Genomic DNA, 20,692 nt, shown 5'->3' on the forward strand with positions numbered 1-20,692 from the left:
CGAATCCTCAGCAGCTCCGATGCTCAGGTGGCGTGCGTGAGCGAGTCCAGTCCGTACGTCGAGTTCGACCGTGTGCAGTGGCGCACGCTGCGTCAATCCACACCGTTGGTACTCACCGAGGAAGAACTGGTCGGTCTGCGCGGCCTCGGTGAGCAGATCGATCTGGACGAGGTGGCCGAGGTCTATCTGCCGCTGGCCCGGCTGATTCATCTCCAGGTGGCCGCGCGCCAGCGGTTGTTCGCGGCAACGGCCACGTTCCTCGGTGAGAAACATCCCGATCGACAGGTTCCGTTCGTCATCGGCGTAGCGGGCAGCGTCGCGGTCGGTAAATCCACCACTGCCCGTGTGCTGCAAGCACTCCTGGCCCGGTGGGATCACCATCCCCGCGTGGACCTCGTCACCACGGACGGTTTCCTGTATCCGACGGCCGAGCTCATGCGCCGAGGGATCCTGCACCGCAAGGGCTTTCCCGAAAGTTACGACCGACGCAAGCTGCTCAGGTTCGTCACCGAGGTCAAGTCCGGAACCGAAGAGGTGGGCGCGCCGGTCTATTCGCACGTGTCGTACGACATCGTCAAAGGCCAGTACCACATGGTTCGCCAGCCCGACATCCTGATCGTGGAGGGGCTCAACGTACTCCAGACCGGACCTCGGCTGATGGTCTCGGATCTGTTCGACTTCTCGATCTACGTCGACGCTCGGATCGAGGACATCGAAAGCTGGTACGTCAAACGATTCCTGGCGCTACGTAAGACCTCGTTCACCGACCCGTCCTCGCATTTCCATCACTATGCAGGACTGTCCGACGATCACGCGCAGATCGCGGCCGAGGATCTCTGGCATTCGATCAACCTGCCGAACCTGGTGGAGAACATTCTTCCGACTCGTCCGCGAGCAACGATGGTGCTACGCAAGGACAACGACCATGCGATCAACCGGCTGCGCCTGCGAAAGTTGTAGGTCCAGGTCGTGAGTGGAAGTTCGTAGCAGGCTACGAAGTACCGTGCACGTCAGATACCGAACCGACGGTGCCGTGCGGCGAAATCACGCAGGGCCCGCAAGAAGTCGACGCGGCGAAATTCCGGCCAATAGGCCTCGGTGAACCAGATCTCCGAATATGCGCTCTGCCACAGCAGGAAACCGGACAGGCGTTGCTCTCCCGAGGTGCGGATGACGAGATCCGGATCGGGCTGCCCCGAGGTGTACAGGTGACTGTCGATACCGTCGACGTTGATCGAGGCCACCAACTCGTCCCCGGTGATGCCCTCGGCGATCTTCTCGGTGACCAGTGACTGCACGGCGTCGGCGATTTCCTGACGCCCGCCGTATCCGACGGCGACGTTGACGTGCGTTCCGGTTCGGCCCTCGGTGCGCGCAGCCGCCTCCTTGAGCCGGCGTGAGGTCGAAGCAGGCAGCAGATCGAGAGTGCCGACGAGTTTGACACCCCAGTTCATCTCGGGTCCGCAGATCTCCTCGACGACGTCGGTGATGATGTCGAGCAGCGAATCGAGTTCGTCGGCATCCCGTCGGAGGTTCTCGGTCGAGAGCAGATAGATGGTGGCCATCTCGATTCCGGCAGCGTCGCACCAGCCGAGCATCTCGGCGATCTTGAGCGCCCCCATGCGGTGGCCGTGCGCGACGTCGGTGAACCCGTTCTCCCGTGCCCACCGCCGGTTGCCGTCACACATCACCGCGACGTGCCGCGGGTGCTGCACACCCTCGAGCTGACTCAACAAACGCCGCTCGTACACGTTGTAGAGAACGCCGCGCACCTTCTGCGGAATGATCACCACTACTTCGTCACCGCTGCTCTCATCACCACGGAGGATCACCTTACGCCGACGTCTTCGAGCGGGCGGCCGGTACAGTAGCGTCCGAACCTACGGTTGCGTAGGTTCACTACGGCGGAACGGGAGGTCATCTTTCATGACGATGTTCGGACTGGACGAGATACCCGTCAAGCCACGCATGCGTGGCTGGATTCACCTGTACGCCTTCGGCGTCGCGGTAGTGTGCGCGATCACCCTCGTCACGATGGCGTTCAGCCTGGTGTCGGTCAGCGCAGGCCTCGCGACGGGCATCTATTCGATCACCGTGTGCGGGGTGTTCGGCGTCAGCGCCACCTATCACCGCGTGCACTGGAAGACCACCGCGTCGCAGATCTGGATGAAACGCGCCGACCACTCCATGATCTTCCTGTTCATCGCCGGTAGCTACACCCCGTTCGCCGTACTGGGTCTGCCGGCCGCGACGGGACGAACTCTGTTGATCGTCGTGTGGATCGGAGCGATCTGCGGGGTGGCTCTGAAGATGCTGTGGCCCACCGCTCCCCGCTGGGTCGGGGTACCGCTGTATCTCGTGCTCGGCTGGGCGATCGTGCCGGTCGCTCCCACCCTGATCGAGCACGTCGGCTTCGCACCGTTCCTGCTGCTGTTGGTCGGCGGCATCTTCTACAGCGTCGGGGCGGTCCTCTACGCCACCAAGTGGCCGAACCCGTGGCCCACGACATTCGGCCATCACGAATTCTTCCACGCAGCAACGGTGTTGGCGGCAATCTGCCACCTCGTGGCAGTGTGGCTCGTCCTGTTCTGACGACCCGTCGGAAGGCGGAACACCGCGTCGGCGACGTCACTTCCGCAGTGCGGCCGCCAGATCCTCGACCGACGTCACAGGCCGGTCGCAGACGAATCCGCGACACACGTACGCCGTTTCCTGCCCGTCGACGGGCGGTCGGCCCGTCAGCAGCGCAGACGAGTCGGCCGAGCCTGCGACCACCACGGAACCTCCGGGTGCCAGCGATCGCGCGGCGGCGAGCAACTCACCGTCCGGTGCGAGCGACACGGCGATCTGAATCGGGCCGCGCACCGACGCCTCGGCCACGGCCAGCCAGTGACCACCCGACCTGGGGGCGCGTTCGAGGATGGCCGCTGCTCGTGCGAGCGAGGCAGCGGCCAGTTCGGCGTACCGTGCGGACGATTCGTGATCGACGAGGGCGGCGGCGGTGAGCAGAGCCTCGGCCATCGTCGACGCTCCCGACGGAGTCGCGCCGTCGATCGGATCCCGCGGCCGGGTCACCAGGGTCTCGGCATCGTCGGCGGTGTCGAACCAGCTGCCGGCGTCGTCGGGATCGGCGAAGTGCTCGATCGCGGCGTCGAGGATCGTCGTCATCCGTCGGGTCCAGACGGCGTCGCCGGTGGCCTGGAACAGCGTGGCAGCGGCCACGGCGAGGCAGGCGTAGTCCTCGAGCACTCCGGTGGCCTCACCCACTGCGCTACCGAGGGACGCCCGCCGGACACGTCCCGATTCGACGTGAGTGGCGAACAGTTGCTCGCCGCATTCGACGGCGGCGTCGACCCAGGTCGGTTCGTTCGCGCCGGTTCCGGCCTCGGCCAACGCGGTGATGGCCAGTGCGTTCCACGCGGTGACCACCTTGTCGTCTCGACCGGGTTGCGGCCGCGACGCTCGAGCCGCCGACAACGCGTTCCGGATGCGGGCGAACCGGTCGTAGTCCTCGGGCTCGGCGGGCAGTTGCAGCACCGACATACCGGCCTCGAACGTGCCGGCGGAGTTCACCGCGAACAGGCCTGCCGCCCACACACCGTCCTCGAAACCGAGGGTGTCGACCAGCTGCTCGGGGGTCCACACGTAGGTCAGACCCTCGACTCCTTCGGTGTCGGCATCGAGCGCCGACGCGAAACAGCCGTTGGCCGTGCGCAATTCACCGAGCATGAATCGTGCGGTATCCGACGCCACCCGACGCACCAGCGGATCATCGTCGACCCGGGCGGCGTGCGCGTAGAACCGCAGCAGCAGCGCATTGTCGTAGAGCATCTTCTCGAAGTGCGGAACGATCCATTCGGCGTCGACCGAATACCGTGCGAAGCCGCCGGCGAGTTGGTCGTACATGCCTCCGCGCGCCATTGCCGCCGCGGTACGTCGAACTACGTCGAGTACCTCACCGTTGCCGGTGCGCTCGTAGTGCCGGAGCAGACCCTCGAGCAGTGCACCCGGTGGAAACTTCGGTGCCCGGCCGAAGCCGCCGTACGTGGTGTCCTCGTCGGCGCAGACCGCCGCGACGGACGCGGCCAGAAAATCGGCGTCCATCGGTCGTCCGCCGGCCGGAATTCCGGAGCTCTGTTTGCGCAGTTCGGTGACGATGGCCGCGGACGCGTCGAACACCTCCTGTCGCCGGGTGGACCAGGTGTCGGCGATTGCGGTCAGTAGTTGTTCGAAGGAGGGCATCCCCTGGCGTGGGGCCGGTGGGTAGTACGTCCCGCAGTAGAACGGTTCGGTCTCGGGTGTGAGGAAACAGGTCATCGGCCAACCGCCCTGACCGGTCATCGCGACAGTGGCGTTCATGTACACCGCATCGAGATCGGGGCGTTCTTCCCGATCGACCTTGATGCACACGAAGTGCTCGTTCATCAGGGCCGCGGTGGCCTCGTCCTCGAACGATTCGTGTGCCATGACATGACACCAGTGGCACGCCGAGTACCCGATGGACAACAGGATCGGGACGTCGCGATCACGCGCGGACTGCAGTGCCTGCGGTCCCCACTGCTGCCAGTGCACCGGATTGTCGGCGTGCTGACGCAGATACGGACTGGTGGATTCGCCCAGCGTGTTCGCGTCGAGCATCAGGGTTCGTCGGAGACAGCGGGTTTGTCGGAGACAGCGGGTTTCGGACGGCTGGTGTCCGGTTGTGGGCTCGGCGTGATGCCCCCACGATCGGTGCCCTCGTCGAGCGCCTGATCCAGCGTGGGATCTTCTTTCTCGAACGTCGCGGGCAGACGCTTGATCTTCTTGTTCATGGACCAGATCAGCAGCGCCGTTCCGACCAGCAACGCCACGAGGATCACCAGACCGATCGGCGACGACTTGCCGAACTCGGGCCCCGTGGGCTGCTGGGCGAGGATCGACACGATCATTGTTCGGTCTCTTCTATTCCCGCGAACAGGTCGGTCTCGGGCAGTGACGTGGTCACGCGGGTGCGGGCGAGCTCGAACTCCTCGGTGGGCCACAACTTGCGTTGGACGTCCACCGGCACCGCGAAGAACGCTCCGTTGGGATCGATCTGCGTCGCATGGGCTCGCAGTGCGTCGTCGCGCTGCTCGAACCAGGTACCCACGTCGACCTGCGTGGTGATGCGCTCCATGATCTCGTCGCGCTGACCGTCCCACCGCTTCAGCCAGTCGACGAACGGGCTCTCCTCGCCGCGATCGATGAACCAGTCGTGGAAGAGCTGCATGCGCTTACGCAGGAAACCGTGCGAGTAGTAGAGCTTGAGCGGAGTCCACGGCTCACCCGCATCGGGGAAACGCTCGGGATCGCCCGCGGCCTCCCACGCGGCCATCGAGACCTCGTGGCAGCGGATGTGATCGGGATGCGGGTAGCCACCGCGTTCGTCGTAGGTGGTGATGACGTGGGGCTTGAAGTCCCGAACCACCTTCACCAACGCCTCGGTGGACACCTCCAAAGGCACCAGCGCGAAGCAGCCCTCGGGCAGCGGCGGCAGCGGATCGCCCTCGGGGAGTCCCGAGTCCTCGAATCCGAGCCACGTCTGCTGTACCCCGAGGATGCGCGCGGCCTCGGCCATCTCCTCGCGTCGAACCTCCCTGATCCGTTGGTGGACGCCCGGAATGTCCATCGCCGGATTGAGGATGTCCCCTCGCTCGCCGCCGGTGAGCGTGACGACCAGAACGTCGTGCCCTTCGGCCGCATAGCGGGCCGTGGTCGCAGCACCTTTGCTGGACTCGTCGTCGGGATGGGCATGCACTGCCATGAGCCGCAGTCCGGACACGTTCTTCCTCACCTCGGATTCGCCTTGTTCTTGCCTGCCCTATAGTTCCACCTGACGCCGACATGCCCCCAGCGGCACCCCCGATTTCACTCCGAGAGCTGACATGACCAACGCACTTCCCGCAGGTAGATACCCGTCGGGTTCCGGTCCGAGCGGCATTCGGCGAGCTCCGAAACGTGCGACGAAGATCGCACTGGTGGCACTGGTCCTGCTGGTCGGGCTCGGCGTGGCCTACTACGCGTACACGAAATTCTCGGTCAAGCCCGTCGAAGGCAGCCAGCTTTCGTTCGACATCGTCGACGAGAGCACGATGTCGATCCGATTCAGCGTCACCCGAGAGAACCCGGAGCAGCCGGCGGTGTGCATCGTCCGCGCTCGTTCTCGCGACGGTTCCGAGACGGGACGGCGCGAGGTGTACATCCCACCGGAGTCCTCCTCGACCACGGTGGAGCTCACCACCGACGTGACGACGTCGTCCCCACCCGCCGTCGGAGACGTGTACGGCTGCAGCCTCGATGTTCCCGAGTATTTACGAGCCCGATAGGCGAAGAGCCTGTTCGTGGTAAGCTCGGGTCGTACACGGCTGCCGCACAGGTGCCGTGTATTGCTGCATTGCGGGCAGGGTTACCTGCGTCAACGATGTCGACGGCTCCAGGATGCGGGCCGACCAAGGGGATCCATCCATTGGAGTCCCCTCTTCGTTGCGTGCCCTACCGCCTAGAAACCGGAATCGAACTCGAGATTCCGACTACGAGGGAGTGATCGAGATGACCGAGACCCAGGTGACCTGGCTTACCCAGGAATCACACGACAGGCTCAAGAGCGAACTCGACCAGCTCATTTCCAATCGCCCCGTCATCGCCGCCGAGATCAACGAGCGTCGCGAAGAGGGCGATCTGAAGGAGAACGGCGGCTACCACGCTGCGCGCGAGGAGCAGGGCCAGCAGGAAGCACGCATTCGTCAGCTGCAGGAACTGCTCAACAACGCGAAGGTCGGCGAGGCGCCCACCCAGTCGGGCGTGGCTCTGCCCGGATCCGTCGTCAAGGTCTACTACGACGGCGACGAGTCCGACACCGAGACCTTCCTGATCGCCACCCGCGAAGAGGGTGCCCGCGACAGCAAGCTCGAGGTGTACTCCCCCGCGTCCCCGCTGGGTGGATCGCTCATCGACGCGAAGGTCGGCGACACCCGCGAGTACACCCTGCCCAACGGCAAGACCATGAAGGTCACGCTGGTCAGCGCAGAGCCGTACCACACCTGATTCGAGCCTTTTCTCGAACAACACCCCCGGTCGCTCAGCGGCCGGGGGTGTTGTCGTTTCGGACGATCTCAGGCAGTCATCGTCTTCTGGTACTTGCGGACCGACAGCGGCACGAACACCACGAGCATCACCACGACCCAGATCAACGTGTAAAGAACCGGGTTCTGCAACGGCCACACCTCGGGCGGTGGGGCCATCGGATTGGTGTTGCCGAACTGCTCACGCACGGCCAGGGTCACCGACGAGATGGGGTTCCATTCCGCGATGGTCTTGAGCACGCTCGGGAAGTTGTCGATCGGCACGAAGGTGTTCGCGATGAACGTGAGCGGGAAGATCACGATGAACGACGCGTTGTTGAAGATCTCCGGGGAGCGCACGATCAGTCCTACCAGCGCCATCACCCACGAAATCGAGTACGCGAACAACAGCAACAGCACGTAACCGAGCAGAGCGTCGAAGAACGACGACGTGATGCGCCAGCCCACGATGAGTCCGGTGATGGACATGATCGTGATGGTGACGACGTTGTTGCCGACGTCGGCGGCCGTCCGCCCGATGACGACGGCAGATCGCGCCATCGGCAGCGACCGGAAGCGATCCATGACGCCCTTCTGCAGATCCTCGGCCAGTGAGGATCCGGTGATGGACGCACCGAAGATCATCGTCTGAACGAAGATGCCGCCCATCAGGAAGCTCTTGTAGTCGATACCGGGTACGTCGATGGCACTGCCGAAGACATAGGCGAACAACAGCACGAACATGATCGGTGACAGCGTTGCGAAGAACAGCAGATCGGGAACTCGCTTGAGCTTGATCAGGTTTCGCTTGGTGATGATCGCCGAATCCAGGAGAACGTTGCTCATTTCTCTTCCTCCGCAGCCTCGGGCTCGCCGGTGGTCTGACCGGTCAGAGACAGGAACACATCGTCGAGGTTCGGCCGTCGCAGACCGACGTCGACCACCCCGATCCCTGCAGCTTCCAGACGGCTCAACGCCGTGGACAGATCCTTCGATCCACCGTTGACCGGCATGACGATCCGTCCCACCTGTTCGTCCAGGGTGGGCGGCTCGACGCCGATCGGGGTCAGGATCTCCTTGGCGCGATCGGCCTGAGATCGGTCCGTGAGTACGAATTCGATTCGCTCGCCGCCCGTTTGGGCCTTCAGCTCGTCGGCGGTGCCGCGCGCGATGATCTTGCCCTTGTTGAGCACGATGATCGAATCGGCGAGCCGGTCCGCCTCCTCGAGGTACTGCGTCGTCAACAGGATCGTCGTTCCGTCACGGACGAGATCTGCGATGAACTCCCACATCGTGATTCGGCTGCGCGGGTCGAGACCGGTGGTGGGTTCGTCGAGGAACACCACCCGTGGCCTGCCGATCAGACTGGCCGCGATGTCGAGTCGGCGACGCATACCTCCCGAGTACTGCTTGGCGGTGCGGTCGCGTGCATATTCGAGGTCGAATCTGCTCAGCAGCTCGTCGGCGCGTTTCCTGGCCTCGGCCTTGCGCAGCCCGAACAGTCTACCGACCATCTCCAGATTCTCGTACCCGGTCAGATACTCGTCCACGGCTGCGAACTGGCCCGTCAGGCCGATCGTCCCCCGAACCTCGTTGGCCTGCTTCGCCACATCGAGCCCGAACACCCGCGCCGAACCGGACGTTGCCTGCAGCAGAGTGGCCAGGATCCGCACCGCCGTCGTCTTGCCCGCACCGTTGGGGCCGAGCACACCGAGCACCGTGCCCTCGGGCACCGTGAAATCGATCCCGTCGAGCGCGACGTTTTTCCCGTACCGAAGTACCAGGTTCTCTACTTCTATAGCGTTCGCCATGGCCCTCTCCCCGTTTCTTCCACTGTCGGTATAAGGACTTCCGAACGCGTAGAGATTAACCGGTTTTGATGGGACCGGGCGTCCACAGGCCGGAACGCTGGATCTCGGTGGCTGTGATCTTCGCCGGCTCAGCCGACCGGTCGTACGGTGTGTACTGCTCGATCGATCCCCAGTCGCGATCCCAGTCCCCGTCCAGGTACGACGGGATGGTGCGGGCCGAGGCAACGACATCGATCCATCCGAGCGGGCCGCCGCCGAAATGGTCCTGCCATGCGTTGGTGATGACGGCACCGCTGCGGTCCGGCAACACCCGGTACTGCGGAACTTCGGCAACCCCGAGTCGGTGATCGAACGGATGCTGACACGGAAAGTTGAAGCCCACCTCCCAGTCCAACAGCACCGGATTCTCGCGCCCGACCACCTCGTTCAACGTCTGGGTACGCGGCACCCGCGGCGGGGTGACCGCGAGCCACTGGTCCGGGTCGCGGTCGGTGTCACTCAGTACCAAACGAATCATGTTGCTGCCGGCGGGAATCAGGTCCATCGGCACCCGCAGGTTGCGCCACGACGGCGTCGGGCCGATGTCGATGGGCGTCACCCGCCCCTGCGCCCGGCCGTCCACTCCGTACTCGAGTTCGAGGTTCTGGCCGTAGGTGACGATGCCGTCGGAGTTCACCGAGCGGATGCGTCCGGCCGCGGCGATGGAGACGAGCTGACCGGGATCGGCGGGCAGCGCGTACCAGCCGGTGGTCAGGGTGGCGGGAGTGTCCGATCCGAACGACCCCAGCACCGGCACGGTCGCAGGGTCGAGGCCGTACGGCAGTGCACTGCCCCCGGTTCCGGCTCCGGTGGTCGACGTCGGCTGTTGCTGATCCTCGGTGTCGACGGTGTTCGAGGTGCCCGACGCCGAGGATTCCTTGTCTGCGGTGAGGTCCCGCGCAACCCCGTCCGGGGTGAACCCGTCGTTCTCGGCCCCCAGAGCGGCGACGGCGTCGCCGCTGACCGGTTGCAGCACATCGGCATTGGGGTTCGTCTCGAGCAGCACGTCGTTCGCGAGTCCACACGTGTTGCCGGCCAGCGCCGACAGGTTCGATTTCGCGACCGAGTACGACGGCCACTGAGCCACCGCGCCCTTGGCCATCGATGCCACGGCCAGCAGCACCATCAGACCTGCGGCCACGGCGATCGGCGGCACCGACCACCATCGCGCCATCGGCTTGTCGGCGCGGACGTACGGCGCACGCAGATGGAACCACACGGCGGCGAGCAACAGCAGTACCGTCAGGCCGAGGAACATCGTCGAGATACCGAGACCGGCCACGAGAATCGGCTTGTCCCAGAACGGAACTCCCCACGCCGAGACGTACCAGTAGCCGTTGGTTCCGGTGAAGGCGACCGCCGTCAGGAACGATACGGCCGCCGCGAACAGCAATCGGTTGCGCCGCGAACGGAGCACCGCTGCGCCGGTTGCCACGGCCGCGAGCACCGCAACCGAGGCCGCGAGCCCGGCGAACACGCCGAAGTGATGCGTCCACTTGGTGGGGGTGATCATCATCAACGCCATGGCCCCGACGGTGATGCCGACGATGCGTCGAGCGGGCCCGGTGGCGGTGCCGGGAATCTTGCCGCCCTTACGCAGCATCGCGATCACCACCGCGATCAGCGAGACGACCATGACGAACACCCCGAAGCGGCGCGCCAGCGAGCCGTCGATGTCCATGTTCATCAGCCACTGGTAGCGCAGGTACTCCTCGAACCATGCCTGGCTCGGCCCGGCCGCAGTGTGCACCCGCTGCATCTCGAGCATGCCGGCCACGGTCTGATTCCCGAACGCGAAGACGAGTACCACCGTGCCCGACGCCACCAGCGGGGCGAGCAGTGTTGCCGCGCCGAGTGTAGTGCTGCCGAACTCGCGAGCGCGGGCGACGACGATCTGAATCACCGGCCGGGCACCGGCAATCAGTGGCGCGAAACAGATGAAGCCCGACGGTGCGCACGTGACCGTCAACGCAGCGATCAGAATCGCCGCTGCCGCAGGCAGCAGTCGCCGTGTCGCGATGGACCGCTCCACCGAACACCACGTCAGCAACACGCCCAGAGCCACGAACGGCTCCGGGCGCAGACCGTTGTTGTACGGCAACCAGAACGCCAGCATCACCAGCCCGCCGGTCCACAACGCAGTTTTCGACGCGCGGGCAGCGGCACCGAACCGCGGGATCACCTCACGACTGAGGACGAGCCAGACGACGACGCCGCAGATCAGCGTCGGGATCCGCATCCACACACTGGCCGTCGAGACGTGAGAGAGGAGGGTGAACATGTCGTACAACGGTGTGCCGAACGGTGTTTCGGGCACCCCGAAGTAACGGAAGTAGTTGGCCATGTACCCGGCGTGATCGGCCGTGCGTGCCATGCCCAGTTGATAGCCGTCGTCGGAGGTGTTCGCGCCGATGACGTGCCACACCAGCAGAGTCCCGATCACCACCGCGTCGGCCGGCCCGAAGCTCCACCAGCGACGCGGCAGGAACCGGCGGGCGCGACGGCCGTCGGACAGATCGAGGCGGTGCAGGGCCACCAGCGATATTCCCGTGGCGAGCACTCCGACGATCATCGCGAACCACTTCAGCGCGCTGGGCGTGGAAGAAAACCTACTGTCCAGCTCGGCCTGCAGCTGCAGACCGGGAACGTTGCCCTGCAGATCACTGAACACTCCGACCAGCTGGGGCCGCACGTCGCCCTCACGGGAGACGGTGTCGTCACCGGTCAGTCCGACAGTGGTCGCGGTGCCGTTCGAGGTGATCGTCAGCAAGCAGTCGCCCGCAGTCGATGGGCTCAGTTCCGCGACCGGCTTCTCGAGCAGGACCGAATCGCGCAGCGTCACCTTCAGTTGCGACGCCTCGCCCCCGGTCACCTCGGCGACGAGACCGTAGCGATAGGCGTCGGGCGATCCCTTGGGCGACGTGGACAGCAACAGGCCGCCGTCGGAGAGATCAGCCGCGGCTGCACACGGAACGGTCGCGTCGACGCTGATCGGGGTGTAGCCGACGAGCGGAGCCTCGACATTGCCGACGGTCTCGCTCTGCGGCCAGGTCAACGACGACTGTTGTTGTTCGATCGGCAACAGCGGTATCGAGATCGTCAGCAGGATTCCCACCAGTGCGGAAACGATCGCGACGAGCCGTGCCATGCAAACTTCTCCCACCGATGTCCTGGTCCAGGTCGCTGATCAAGGTACCAGTGCGACCTGTGTGAACCCGGCCGTCAGTTCTCGACCTGCACCGCATATCCCGCTGCGCCCAGGGCGTCGAGAACCGTGCCGCGGTGATCGGGTCCGCGTGTCTCGACGGTCAACATGACGTCGACTTCCTCGAGACCCAGACGTCCCCCGGTGCGGGAATGCACGACGTCGACGACACTCGCACCGGCGTCGCGCACGACCCCCAGGACGCCGGTGAGTCCGCCCGGCTTGTCCGAAATCGTCACCCGCACGGCCAGATAACGTCCACCGGCCCGAAGCCCGTGGGTGATGACATGAGTGAGTAGCAGTGGATCGATGTTTCCGCCCGACAGCACCGCGCACACCGACCCCGTCAGACTCAATTCCTCGGCCGAGTGCGTCATGAGCGCTGCCACCGCAGCGGCACCCGCCGGTTCGACGATGAGCTTCGCTCGCTCGATACACAGCACCAAGGCGCGCGACAGCGCGTCCTCACTGACGGTGACGACGTCGTCGACCCAGCCCTGCACGTGATCGAACGGCACCGATCCGGGGAGACCGACGGCGATGCCGTCGGCCATCGTCGACATCGACGTCAGCGCGATCGGGTGGCCCGCCTCCAACGACGCCGGCCACGCGGCCGCGCCCTCGGCCTGCACGCCGATAACCCTGACGTCCGGTCTCGTCAGCTTCACCGCAGCGGCGACACCCGCCAACAGTCCCCCGCCGCCGGTGGGAATCACGATGGTGCCGACGTCCGGCATCTGCTGCAGCAGTTCGGTTCCGAGCGTCGCCTGCCCGGCCACGATATCGAGATGATCGAACGGGTGGATGAGCGTGGCACCGGTACGGTCGGCGAATTCCCGTGCCGACGTCAGAGCCTCGTCGACGGTATTACCCACCAGATGAACCGTCGCGCCGTACGCCTTGGTGGCGACGAGTTTGGGCAGCGACACTCCGACCGGCATGAACACCGTCGAGGTGATCCCCACCTGCGACGCGGCCCACGCGACACCTTGAGCGTGGTTGCCTGCGCTGGCCGCCACCACGCCTCGGGCTCGCTGGTCGGCGTCGAGCCTGGCGATGCGGTTGTACGCCCCGCGCGGCTTGAACGATCCGGTGCGCTGCAGGTTCTCGCATTTGAGGCGCACCTCGTGACCGGTCAGGTCGGACAGAATCCGTGACGCGACCACCGGCGTCCGGCGCATGACCGGCTCCAGCAACGCCTCGGCCGAGGCAATATCCGACGTGGTCACCCGAACGATTTCCGACACAACCGCAGTATGCCAGGAAGAATTGCGCCGCCGATCCGGCCGAGGTGCACCGCGTCACTACAGTTGTGGAGTGCAACACCACAGTGCCCACGACGAGTCGCGCGGAAGTCTGGAGATCAAACACCGTGCGCTGTCGAGAACGGCCATCGCGGCGGCATCGAAGGACCCTCGGGTCACCCGCACCACCGGCGGCATGTCGCGTTTGACCGGCCGCGAACTTCCCCGAGCCGACGTCACCCTCGGAGAAGACACCGTCTCGGTCAACCTCTACATCGGAGTGCGCTGGCCCTCGCAGATCACCGACGTGACCGAGTCGGTTCACCGCACCGTCGAGGCCGCACTGGCGACGATGACCGGTGTGCACGTGCATCGGGTGAACGTGCTGGTGTCGGATACCGCGCTGGACCGTTCGGCGCGCGGGCCCGACGTTGCCGCCGATGATGTTGCTGCTGCGGTGGTTTCACCTCGACCACCCACGGCCGGTCCCGCGGCGATGCCGGTGGCGCTGGTGTTCGGGTTCGCCCTCCTCGCCGTGGCGTTCGTAGCCGGCCGCGAATTCTTCATCGCTCAGGGACACATCGTCGGCAGCCCATGGATTGCCGATGCCGTGCACTGGGTTTCGCAACTGCACTGGCAGGGGTGGATGATCGCTCCCGCCATCGGATCGATCGTCGTCGGTGCACTCTTCGTCTTTGCGGGCGTCAAACCTCGGACGAGAACTCATTCGGGATTGGGCGGCCCGACACCCACCGTCTGGGCCACGCCGACCGACATCGCTCGATTGTGCAGTGCTGCAGCGCAGTCCACCCGCGGAGTCGTGGACGCGCATACCGTCGTCACACGCAGGAAGATCGAGGTCCGGGTGCAGCGAGATCGAGCTGTTTCTCCGGACACTGCCGACGCTGCCGTGCGCGCTGCCCTCGGTCCGTTACTGTCCGTCGCCGCGGGTGGGCGGCGTCTGACGGTGCAGCACTCGGTGTCGCAACCGACACGGGTGTCGTAGTGAAAACCTTTGTCGCCGGACTGGATCGAGTCGTTGCCGTCATCGCGGGAGCCGCTCTGCTCGCCGGTGGCGGCTTCGCACTTGCGTGGCACTACGACGTTCCGTGGGCACGGGAGACGCTCTCTCGCTTCGACCGTGCTCGTATTGCCGAACTGCCGCAGCAGGGTTGGTGGGTACCGACTCTGGCAATCGTCGTCGCGGTGGCCGTCGTCGCGGCGCTGGTGTTGTTGATCGGCAACTTCTCACCACGCACGACCGGAACGGCGAGCGTTATCGAGGAGCCACACTTCTCGGCGCATGTGGACCTGAGTGCGATCGCGTCGGGCGTGGCCGCGGAGTTGGCGCAGTTCCCTGGCGTAAGACGGGCCAGGGGAACTGCCATCGACGACCGAGGTATGCCCACCATCACCGTATCGGTCTATGCTGCAGCCGATTTCGACGTCGTCGGCTTCACCGCCGAAGCTGAGTCCCGCGCCGCGTTCGTGGCGCGGTCGCTTGGCGGCGCGGACGTGGCGACACGCGTCCAACTGCACATCGACAAACGGACCTGACGTCACGTTACGGTGGATCCATGACGGCATCGACGCGCAGCAGATTCGAGCGATGGTCCGGCGGAATGCCCCTCTCTGTCCCGGTGGCATTCGGAGCGGTACTGGTGATCGTCGCGTTCGCATCGAAACTCGGTGACAGTTCCCTCTACTTCTACGTCCCCCTGGTGTTCGCGACGACCGGGACGATGATCTGGCTCAACGCCCGTCGTGCCCCCGATCGAATCGGCCTGCTCCACGCCGCTGTTGAATCAGCACTGCTGATCGGATGTGGCATCGTCGTCGCGGTCTGCGGACTTGCCGGAGGCGTGATGCTGGACTCGACCACCTTCTGGGCATCCATAGCGGTGACCGCCGCAATTGCAGCACCGATCGGTGCCGGAATCACTCCGTTTTCACCGCCGCGGGCCTGAGTGCGGCTTCGCCGCAGTGGTGTGGCTATGTGCCCCAGATGGCGCATAGCCACACCACTGCCGCAGGCACCTACAACCGCGGGTCCACCGGCTCCGATTCCAGTGCGAGTACCGCGAACACGGCCTGGTGGATGCGATACAACGGTTCACCACGCACCGATCGGTCCAACGCCTCCATGCCGAGCGCGTATTCGCGTAGCGCCATCGACTGCTTGTGTCCCACGTTTCGGTTACGCAGTGCAGTGAGTCGATTAGGGTCGGTGTAATCCGCACCGTAGATCAGCCGCAGGTACTCCCGGCCACGAACCTTCATGCCGGGCTGCATCTTTCCGCGCGGCATGTTGGCCGCCGGTTTGACGACCATTCCCTCACCGCCCTGTGCCGTCAACTCCTCCCACCATGTCACCCCTGCCGCAACCGAATCCGACGACGACAGATCGACCTCGATCCGACGCGTCGTCGTGAACAGCTTCGGCGCAGTGGCCACCAGTCGATCGGCCAGTGCAAGGTGCCATTCGTGCGGGCGGTCCGCATACGCGCCGGCGCCGGAGGCCAACAGCTGGAACGGGGCGAGGCTGACGCCTGCCAGTCCATCCGTCGGCCAGCTGTACCGCCGATACGCAGCAGTCAACTCGGCGAGGTTGCGCTGCCGACTCACGTTCCGTTCCTGCAGTTCGGACACGGCCAGGCCGCGCGAGGCCGCCCGAGCGAGCACGGACTCCTCGGCCTCGAGATTCGCCCGGGACACGGCAGCAGGCGCCGCATACTCGGACTTGATCAGGCCCTCCGCCTTGGCAGACCACGGCATCAGTTCGCAGTCGAGAACCAGCCAGTGCGAGGACAGTTCATCCCACACGCCGGCCCCCTCCAGAGCGTCGGCCACCCCAGCGATGAGCACCCCGGTCACGGTCTCGTCGAACAACGGCCGACCGGTCCGCGTGTACGCGGTGCCGAGGGCACCGTCGGGAGCGTCGAACTTCGCCCGAGCGGTGTCGGCATCGCGGCACACCACGACGACCACCCGCGAGCCCATGTGCTTCTCCTCGCAGATCACCGTCGACGCACCGAGCGCCCGATACGCGTCGAATGCCTCCGTCGGGTACTCGAGATAGCCCTCTCGTTCCGAGGTACGACTCGGTGCCATGGTCGGCGGAAGGTAGTGCAGCCACTGCGGAGCCAAGGCGAACCGGCTCATCACTTCCAATGCGCCCGCGGCATTCTCCGGACGAATCGACACACGCCCACGCAGCGCAGTCTCCACTCCGGTCGGTCCGATGACGTCCGACAGATCCAGCGAGGACGACTCCCGAACGAACCCACCCAGCGGCCGGGTCGGCTCGTACCAGACCTGCTCCGCCGGCACCGAGACGACCTCCCGCTCCGGATACCGCAGCGCCGTCAACTTGCCGCCGAAGACACACCCCGTGTCCAGACACGCAGTGTTGTTCTCCCACTGCACCTCCGGCACCGGCGTGTGCCCGTACAGCACCGTCGCCGACCCGCGATAGTCCTGAGCCCAGGGATACCGCACCGGCAACCCGAATTCGTCGGTCTCGCCGGTGGTGTCGCCGTACAGGGCAAAGCTACGTACTCGGCCCGACGCCCGGTTGTGGTACTTCTCGATCAACCCCGCGTGCGCAACGACGAGTTTTCCGCCGTCGAGCACCAGGTGTGCGACGAGGCCATCACAGAATTCGAGCACGTCGCGGCGGAACTCCTCGGTCTCGCCGCCGAGCTGCTCGAGTGTCTCGGCCAAACCGTGTGAGGCAGTGACCTTCCGACCTCGCAGCGCCTTGACGAGCTTGTTCTCGTGATTGCCCGGAACTGCCAGTGCTGAACCCTCTGCCACCATCCCCATCACGAGCCGCAGAACTCCGACCGAATCCGGCCCACGGTCGACGTAGTCCCCGACGAACACCGCAGTTCGACCCTCCGGAGGCGTTGCTCCGACTGCCTTACCGTCTGCGTTGCGCTCGAGCGTGTAACCCAATGTCGTGAGCAGGCTTTCGAGCTCGGACAGACATCCGTGAATGTCGCCGACGACATCGAACGGCCCGGAAAGCTGCCGTCGATCGCTCCGCAGCGGGGTACGAACGAACGTCGCCGACGCCACCGCGTCGACGCCGTCGAGTACATGGACCGAGCGAAAGCCTTCTTTGGACAGCCCTCGCATCGAGCGCTGCAGCTGAGACTGCTGGCGACGCAGCACATCTCGGCCGAACGTCCTGTCGGCGCGTTCGGCGTTGCGCTGTGCACAGACCGGTTCCGGCACGTCGAGCACGACGGCAACCGGAAGGACATCGTGCTCACGAGCCAGTGCGATCAGGGCCTTGCGAGCCGCCGGTTGCACGTTGGTGGCGTCGACGACGGTGAGCAGACCGGCCCGCAGCCTGGTCGCGACCAGGAACTCGAGGAGGGCGAACGCATCCTTGGTGGCGCTCTGCAGGTTGGGGTCGTTGCTGACCATCCCTCGACAGGCATCACTCGACACGGTTTCGTACGGGCCGAACCGGTCTGCAGCGAAGGAGGACTTCCCCGATCCACTGATGCCGACGAGGACGACGAGGGACAGGTCCGGAATCTCGTAGGTACTCACTGGGACTGCTCCTCTCTGGTGAATAGCGCGATCTGGGTAGGGCTGCCGAGCACGTCGTCGACGGGTCCGATGCGGTCGAAGCGAACGGTGTAGGCGTGTGCGTCCGCCACCGACGTTGCCCACTGCTCGAATTGGGCACGGGTGAACTCGAATCGGTGATCGACGTGCCGAAAGGCCCCGGCGTCGAGGCCCGGGTACAGCACGTTGTATTCCGAGTTCGGTGTGGTGACGAAGACCGTTGTCGGACGTGCCTCTCGAAAGACCGAGCGCACCAACGCCGGAAGGCGTTCGAGGTCGATGTGCTCGATGACCTCCATGAGCACCATCGCGTCGAATCCCTGCAACCGCACGTCGCGATAGGTCGCCGACGACTGGACCAGTTCGATGCGTCCACGCTGCCGATCCGACATCTCGTCGAGCCGGAGCCTGCGCTGCGCCTTCGCCAGCGCACGATCACTCACGTCGGCACCGAGTATCCGCTCGATTGTGTTGTGCGCAAGCAACTCACGCAACAGGCGACCCTCGCCGCACCCCATGTCGACGACCGACTTCACACCGGCATCACCGAGTGCGGCCAGTACCGCATGTACTCGCTGCTCGGCCAACGTCGGATCCCGTGGGCTGACAACCTCTTCCGGCGCATCGGGGACCAGACGATCGAGTGCGGACTCGACGAGCTCACGCCGGTGCGCAAGATATCGGGAGGCGATCAACGACGACTCCGGATGCTCGCCGAGCCAATCCCCCGCTGCCCGAACGAGTTTGTCCGCCTCGTCCTCACCGACCCAATAGTGCTTGGTGTCGTCGAGCACTGGCAGCAGTACGTACAGGTGCCGCAGCGCAGCCGACAGAGGAAAGGTGCCGGTGAGTACCAGATCCACGTATTCGGAGTCGCCCCAGTTCGGCTGCGTCGAATCCAGTGGGATCGGGGTGGCCTCGACATTCCATCCGAGGGGTCCGAACAGCCGAGGCGCAAGATCTGGCGAACCGCGCGACGGCGCGGCCGGCATCGTGACGCTCAGATCGATTGCCGCAGAGACCAATTCGGGTCTTGTGGTACAGACGCCTGCCAGCGTCTGCTTGAACAGCCGCGACAGCGCTACCGCCAATGCGGAGGCGGCGTCGGCATCGGCGAGAACGGCGACGGTGGTGCACTCAGCCGAGACCTCGGGATACAGCACCGTGGTGGCACCCATCGGCAGGTTCCAGCTCTGCACGCGATCGGGGTGCTTGTGCAACAAATACCCGATATCGGAGGCGTCCGGGAAATCGGTTGTGGCATTTGCAGTCACGGTCAGTAGCACCGCAGCGACGTTACGGGACAGCCGCGTCCGATGCGTCCCATTTTCCGGTCGTGTACTCCCCTCTACCCGCCGGATCAATGCGACTTTGTTGCAGTCTGAGCGACTGAAACCCACATTGATCCCGACGGGAGGGCCGTCCAACGGGAGGGCCACACAAGGGAGGCCGCACATTGAGGAGGTCGCGTGCACACGCAAAAGCGGCACCCACCAGAAGGTGGGTGCCGCTTTCGTAGAGCTGGGTGAAGCTAGATCACTTGATGATCTTCGTGACGCGACCGGCTCCGACGGTACGACCGCCCTCACGGATTGCGAAACGCAGGCCGACGTCCATGGCGACCGGCTGGATCAGCGTGACGGACATCTCGGTGTTGTCACCGGGCATGACCATCTCGGTGCCCTCGGGGAGGGTCACAACGCCCGTAACGTCCGTGGTACGGAAGTAGAACTGCGGGCGGTAGTTGTTGAAGAACGGCGTGTGGCGGCCGCCCTCGTCCTTCGAGAGGATGTAGGCGTTGCCCTCGAACTCCGTGTGGGGAGTCGTGGTGCCGGGCTTGATGATGACCTGTCCACGCTCGACGTCTTCGCGCTTGATGCCACGAACGAGGAGGCCGACGTTGTCGCCTGCCTGACCCGAGTCGAGCAGCTTGCGGAACATTTCGATGCCGGTGACGGTGGTCTTGGTCGAGCCGGGGCGGATGCCGACGATCTCGACCTCTTCGTTGACGTTGACCGAGCCGCGCTCGATACGTCCGGTGACCACGGTGCCACGGCCGGTGATGGTGAAGACGTCCTCGACGGGCATGAGGAACGGCTTGTCGGTCTCACGGACGGGGTCCGGAACCGAGTCGTCGACGGCCTGCATGAGCTCCAGAACCGACTCGCCCCACTTCTCGTCACCCTCGAGTGCCTTGAGTGCGGAGACCTTGATGACCGGTGCGTCCTCGTCGAACTCCTGCGAAGCGAGGAGCTCGCGGACCTCCATCTCGACGAGCTCGATGATCTCGTCGTCGTCGACCATGTCGGCCTTGTTCAGTGCGACCAGGATGTACGGCACGCCGACCTGGCGGGCCAGGAGCACGTGCTCGCGGGTCTGCGGCATCGGGCCATCGGTAGCTGCCACGACCAGGATTGCGCCGTCCATCTGAGCCGCGCCGGTGATCATGTTCTTGATGTAGTCGGCGTGACCCGGTGCATCGACGTGCGCGTAGTGGCGCTTCTCGGTCTGGTACTCGACGTGGGAGATGTTGATCGTGATACCACGAGCCTTCTCCTCCGGAGCCTTGTCGATCTGATCGAAAGCCGAGGCCTCGTTCAGGTCCGGGAACTTGTCGTGCAGAACCTTGGTGATTGCAGCCGTCAGCGTCGTCTTACCGTGGTCAACGTGACCGATGGTGCCGATGTTGACGTGCGGCTTCGTCCGATCGAACTTCGCCTTCGCCACTGTGTG

General features: G+C 65.0%; 18 protein-coding genes. 7 read left to right on the forward strand and 11 right to left on the reverse strand.

Annotated elements, in window-relative coordinates; translation table 11 throughout:
* Positions 1-27 precede the first annotated feature (27 nt).
* The gene (gene coaA / locus K414_RS0123395; protein ID WP_027498143.1) at positions 28-960 is read left to right on the forward strand and encodes a type I pantothenate kinase; all 933 of its coding nucleotides are present in this window, start codon (positions 28-30) and stop codon (positions 958-960) included.
* 50 nt (positions 961-1,010) lie between these two features.
* Here coaA and K414_RS0123400 read toward each other — a convergent pair whose 3' ends face one another.
* Positions 1,011-1,793 (reverse strand): isoprenyl transferase, encoded by a 783-nt coding sequence (locus K414_RS0123400; protein ID WP_027498144.1) that lies wholly within the window; start codon positions 1,791-1,793, stop codon positions 1,011-1,013.
* Positions 1,794-1,926: 133 nt separating this feature from the next.
* Here K414_RS0123400 and K414_RS0123405 point away from each other — a divergent pair, with 133 nt between their 5' ends.
* Positions 1,927-2,592, forward strand: a complete 666-nt coding sequence (locus tag K414_RS0123405; RefSeq protein ID WP_027498145.1) for a hemolysin III family protein — start codon at positions 1,927-1,929, stop codon at positions 2,590-2,592.
* 36 nt (positions 2,593-2,628) lie between these two features.
* On the opposite strand, the gene K414_RS0123410 is transcribed toward K414_RS0123405, so the two are convergent.
* Genes K414_RS0123410 through mca form a run of 3 tightly spaced genes read right to left on the reverse strand, consistent with a single transcriptional unit; the run spans position 2,629 to position 5,800 of the window.
* Positions 2,629-4,638 (reverse strand): thioredoxin domain-containing protein, encoded by a 2,010-nt coding sequence (locus K414_RS0123410; protein ID WP_027498146.1) that lies wholly within the window; start codon positions 4,636-4,638, stop codon positions 2,629-2,631.
* Positions 4,638-4,928, reverse strand: a complete 291-nt coding sequence (locus tag K414_RS0123415) for a hypothetical protein (RefSeq protein WP_027498147.1) — start codon at positions 4,926-4,928, stop codon at positions 4,638-4,640. The genes K414_RS0123410 and K414_RS0123415 overlap by 1 nt, the downstream gene beginning before the upstream one ends.
* A complete protein-coding gene (gene mca / locus K414_RS0123420; RefSeq protein WP_027498148.1) occupies positions 4,925-5,800 on the reverse strand; it encodes a mycothiol conjugate amidase Mca in 876 nt (291 codons plus the stop codon). The genes K414_RS0123415 and mca overlap by 4 nt, the downstream gene beginning before the upstream one ends.
* Positions 5,801-5,903: 103 nt before the next feature.
* On the opposite strand from mca, the gene K414_RS0123425 reads away from it, so the two are divergent.
* Positions 5,904-6,344, forward strand: coding sequence for a DUF4307 domain-containing protein (locus tag K414_RS0123425; protein WP_027498149.1), 441 nt, complete (start codon positions 5,904-5,906; stop codon positions 6,342-6,344).
* Positions 6,345-6,567: 223 nt separating this feature from the next.
* Positions 6,568-7,062: a transcription elongation factor GreA gene (gene greA / locus K414_RS0123430; RefSeq protein ID WP_027498150.1), complete on the forward strand. Its 495-nt coding sequence runs from the start codon at positions 6,568-6,570 to the stop codon at positions 7,060-7,062.
* 68 nt (positions 7,063-7,130) lie between these two features.
* Here the strand turns inward: greA and K414_RS0123435 are convergent, their stop codons facing one another.
* The 4 genes from K414_RS0123435 to ilvA all read right to left on the reverse strand — a co-directional run bounded on the left by K414_RS0123435 (position 7,131) and on the right by ilvA (position 13,315).
* Entirely contained in the window at positions 7,131-7,925 is a 795-nt protein-coding gene (locus tag K414_RS0123435; protein WP_027498151.1) for an ABC transporter permease, read from the reverse strand.
* A complete protein-coding gene (locus K414_RS0123440) occupies positions 7,922-8,890 on the reverse strand; it encodes a daunorubicin resistance protein DrrA family ABC transporter ATP-binding protein (protein ID WP_027498152.1) in 969 nt (322 codons plus the stop codon). The genes K414_RS0123435 and K414_RS0123440 overlap by 4 nt, the downstream gene beginning before the upstream one ends.
* 55 nt (positions 8,891-8,945) lie before the next feature.
* Positions 8,946-12,077: an arabinosyltransferase domain-containing protein gene (locus tag K414_RS0123445; RefSeq protein ID WP_027498153.1), complete on the reverse strand. Its 3,132-nt coding sequence runs from the start codon at positions 12,075-12,077 to the stop codon at positions 8,946-8,948.
* Positions 12,078-12,151: 74 nt separating this feature from the next.
* On the reverse strand, positions 12,152-13,315 hold the full coding sequence (gene ilvA / locus K414_RS0123450; protein WP_237606577.1) for a threonine ammonia-lyase: 1,164 nt from the start codon (positions 13,313-13,315) through the stop codon (positions 12,152-12,154).
* Between the two features lie 136 nt (positions 13,316-13,451).
* On the opposite strand from ilvA, the gene K414_RS27810 reads away from it, so the two are divergent.
* Genes K414_RS27810 through K414_RS0123465 form a run of 3 tightly spaced genes read left to right on the forward strand, consistent with a single transcriptional unit; the run spans position 13,452 to position 15,345 of the window.
* Entirely contained in the window at positions 13,452-14,384 is a 933-nt protein-coding gene (locus K414_RS27810; RefSeq protein WP_037219520.1) for a DUF6286 domain-containing Asp23/Gls24 family envelope stress response protein, read from the forward strand.
* Complete coding sequence (locus K414_RS0123460) at positions 14,384-14,935, forward strand: hypothetical protein (RefSeq protein WP_027498155.1); 552 nt, start codon at positions 14,384-14,386, stop codon at positions 14,933-14,935. Before K414_RS27810 ends, K414_RS0123460 begins: the two co-directional genes overlap by 1 nt.
* 20 nt (positions 14,936-14,955) lie before the next feature.
* Positions 14,956-15,345: a hypothetical protein gene (locus K414_RS0123465; RefSeq protein ID WP_027498156.1), complete on the forward strand. Its 390-nt coding sequence runs from the start codon at positions 14,956-14,958 to the stop codon at positions 15,343-15,345.
* A gap of 70 nt (positions 15,346-15,415) precedes the next feature.
* On the opposite strand, the gene K414_RS0123470 is transcribed toward K414_RS0123465, so the two are convergent.
* The 3 genes from K414_RS0123470 to tuf form a co-directional block, all read right to left on the reverse strand.
* On the reverse strand, positions 15,416-17,941 hold the full coding sequence (locus K414_RS0123470; RefSeq protein WP_027498157.1) for a polynucleotide kinase-phosphatase: 2,526 nt from the start codon (positions 17,939-17,941) through the stop codon (positions 15,416-15,418).
* A complete protein-coding gene (locus tag K414_RS0123475; protein WP_237606355.1) occupies positions 17,938-19,233 on the reverse strand; it encodes a 3' terminal RNA ribose 2'-O-methyltransferase Hen1 in 1,296 nt (431 codons plus the stop codon). Before K414_RS0123475 ends, K414_RS0123470 begins: the two co-directional genes overlap by 4 nt.
* 262 nt (positions 19,234-19,495) lie before the next feature.
* Entirely contained in the window at positions 19,496-20,686 is a 1,191-nt protein-coding gene (gene tuf / locus K414_RS0123480) for an elongation factor Tu (protein ID WP_008714056.1), read from the reverse strand.
* Positions 20,687-20,692 lie beyond the last annotated feature (6 nt).

It is taken from the genome of Rhodococcus sp. JG-3 (assembly GCF_000482405.1).
Classification (GTDB): domain Bacteria; phylum Actinomycetota; class Actinomycetes; order Mycobacteriales; family Mycobacteriaceae; genus Rhodococcoides; species Rhodococcoides fascians.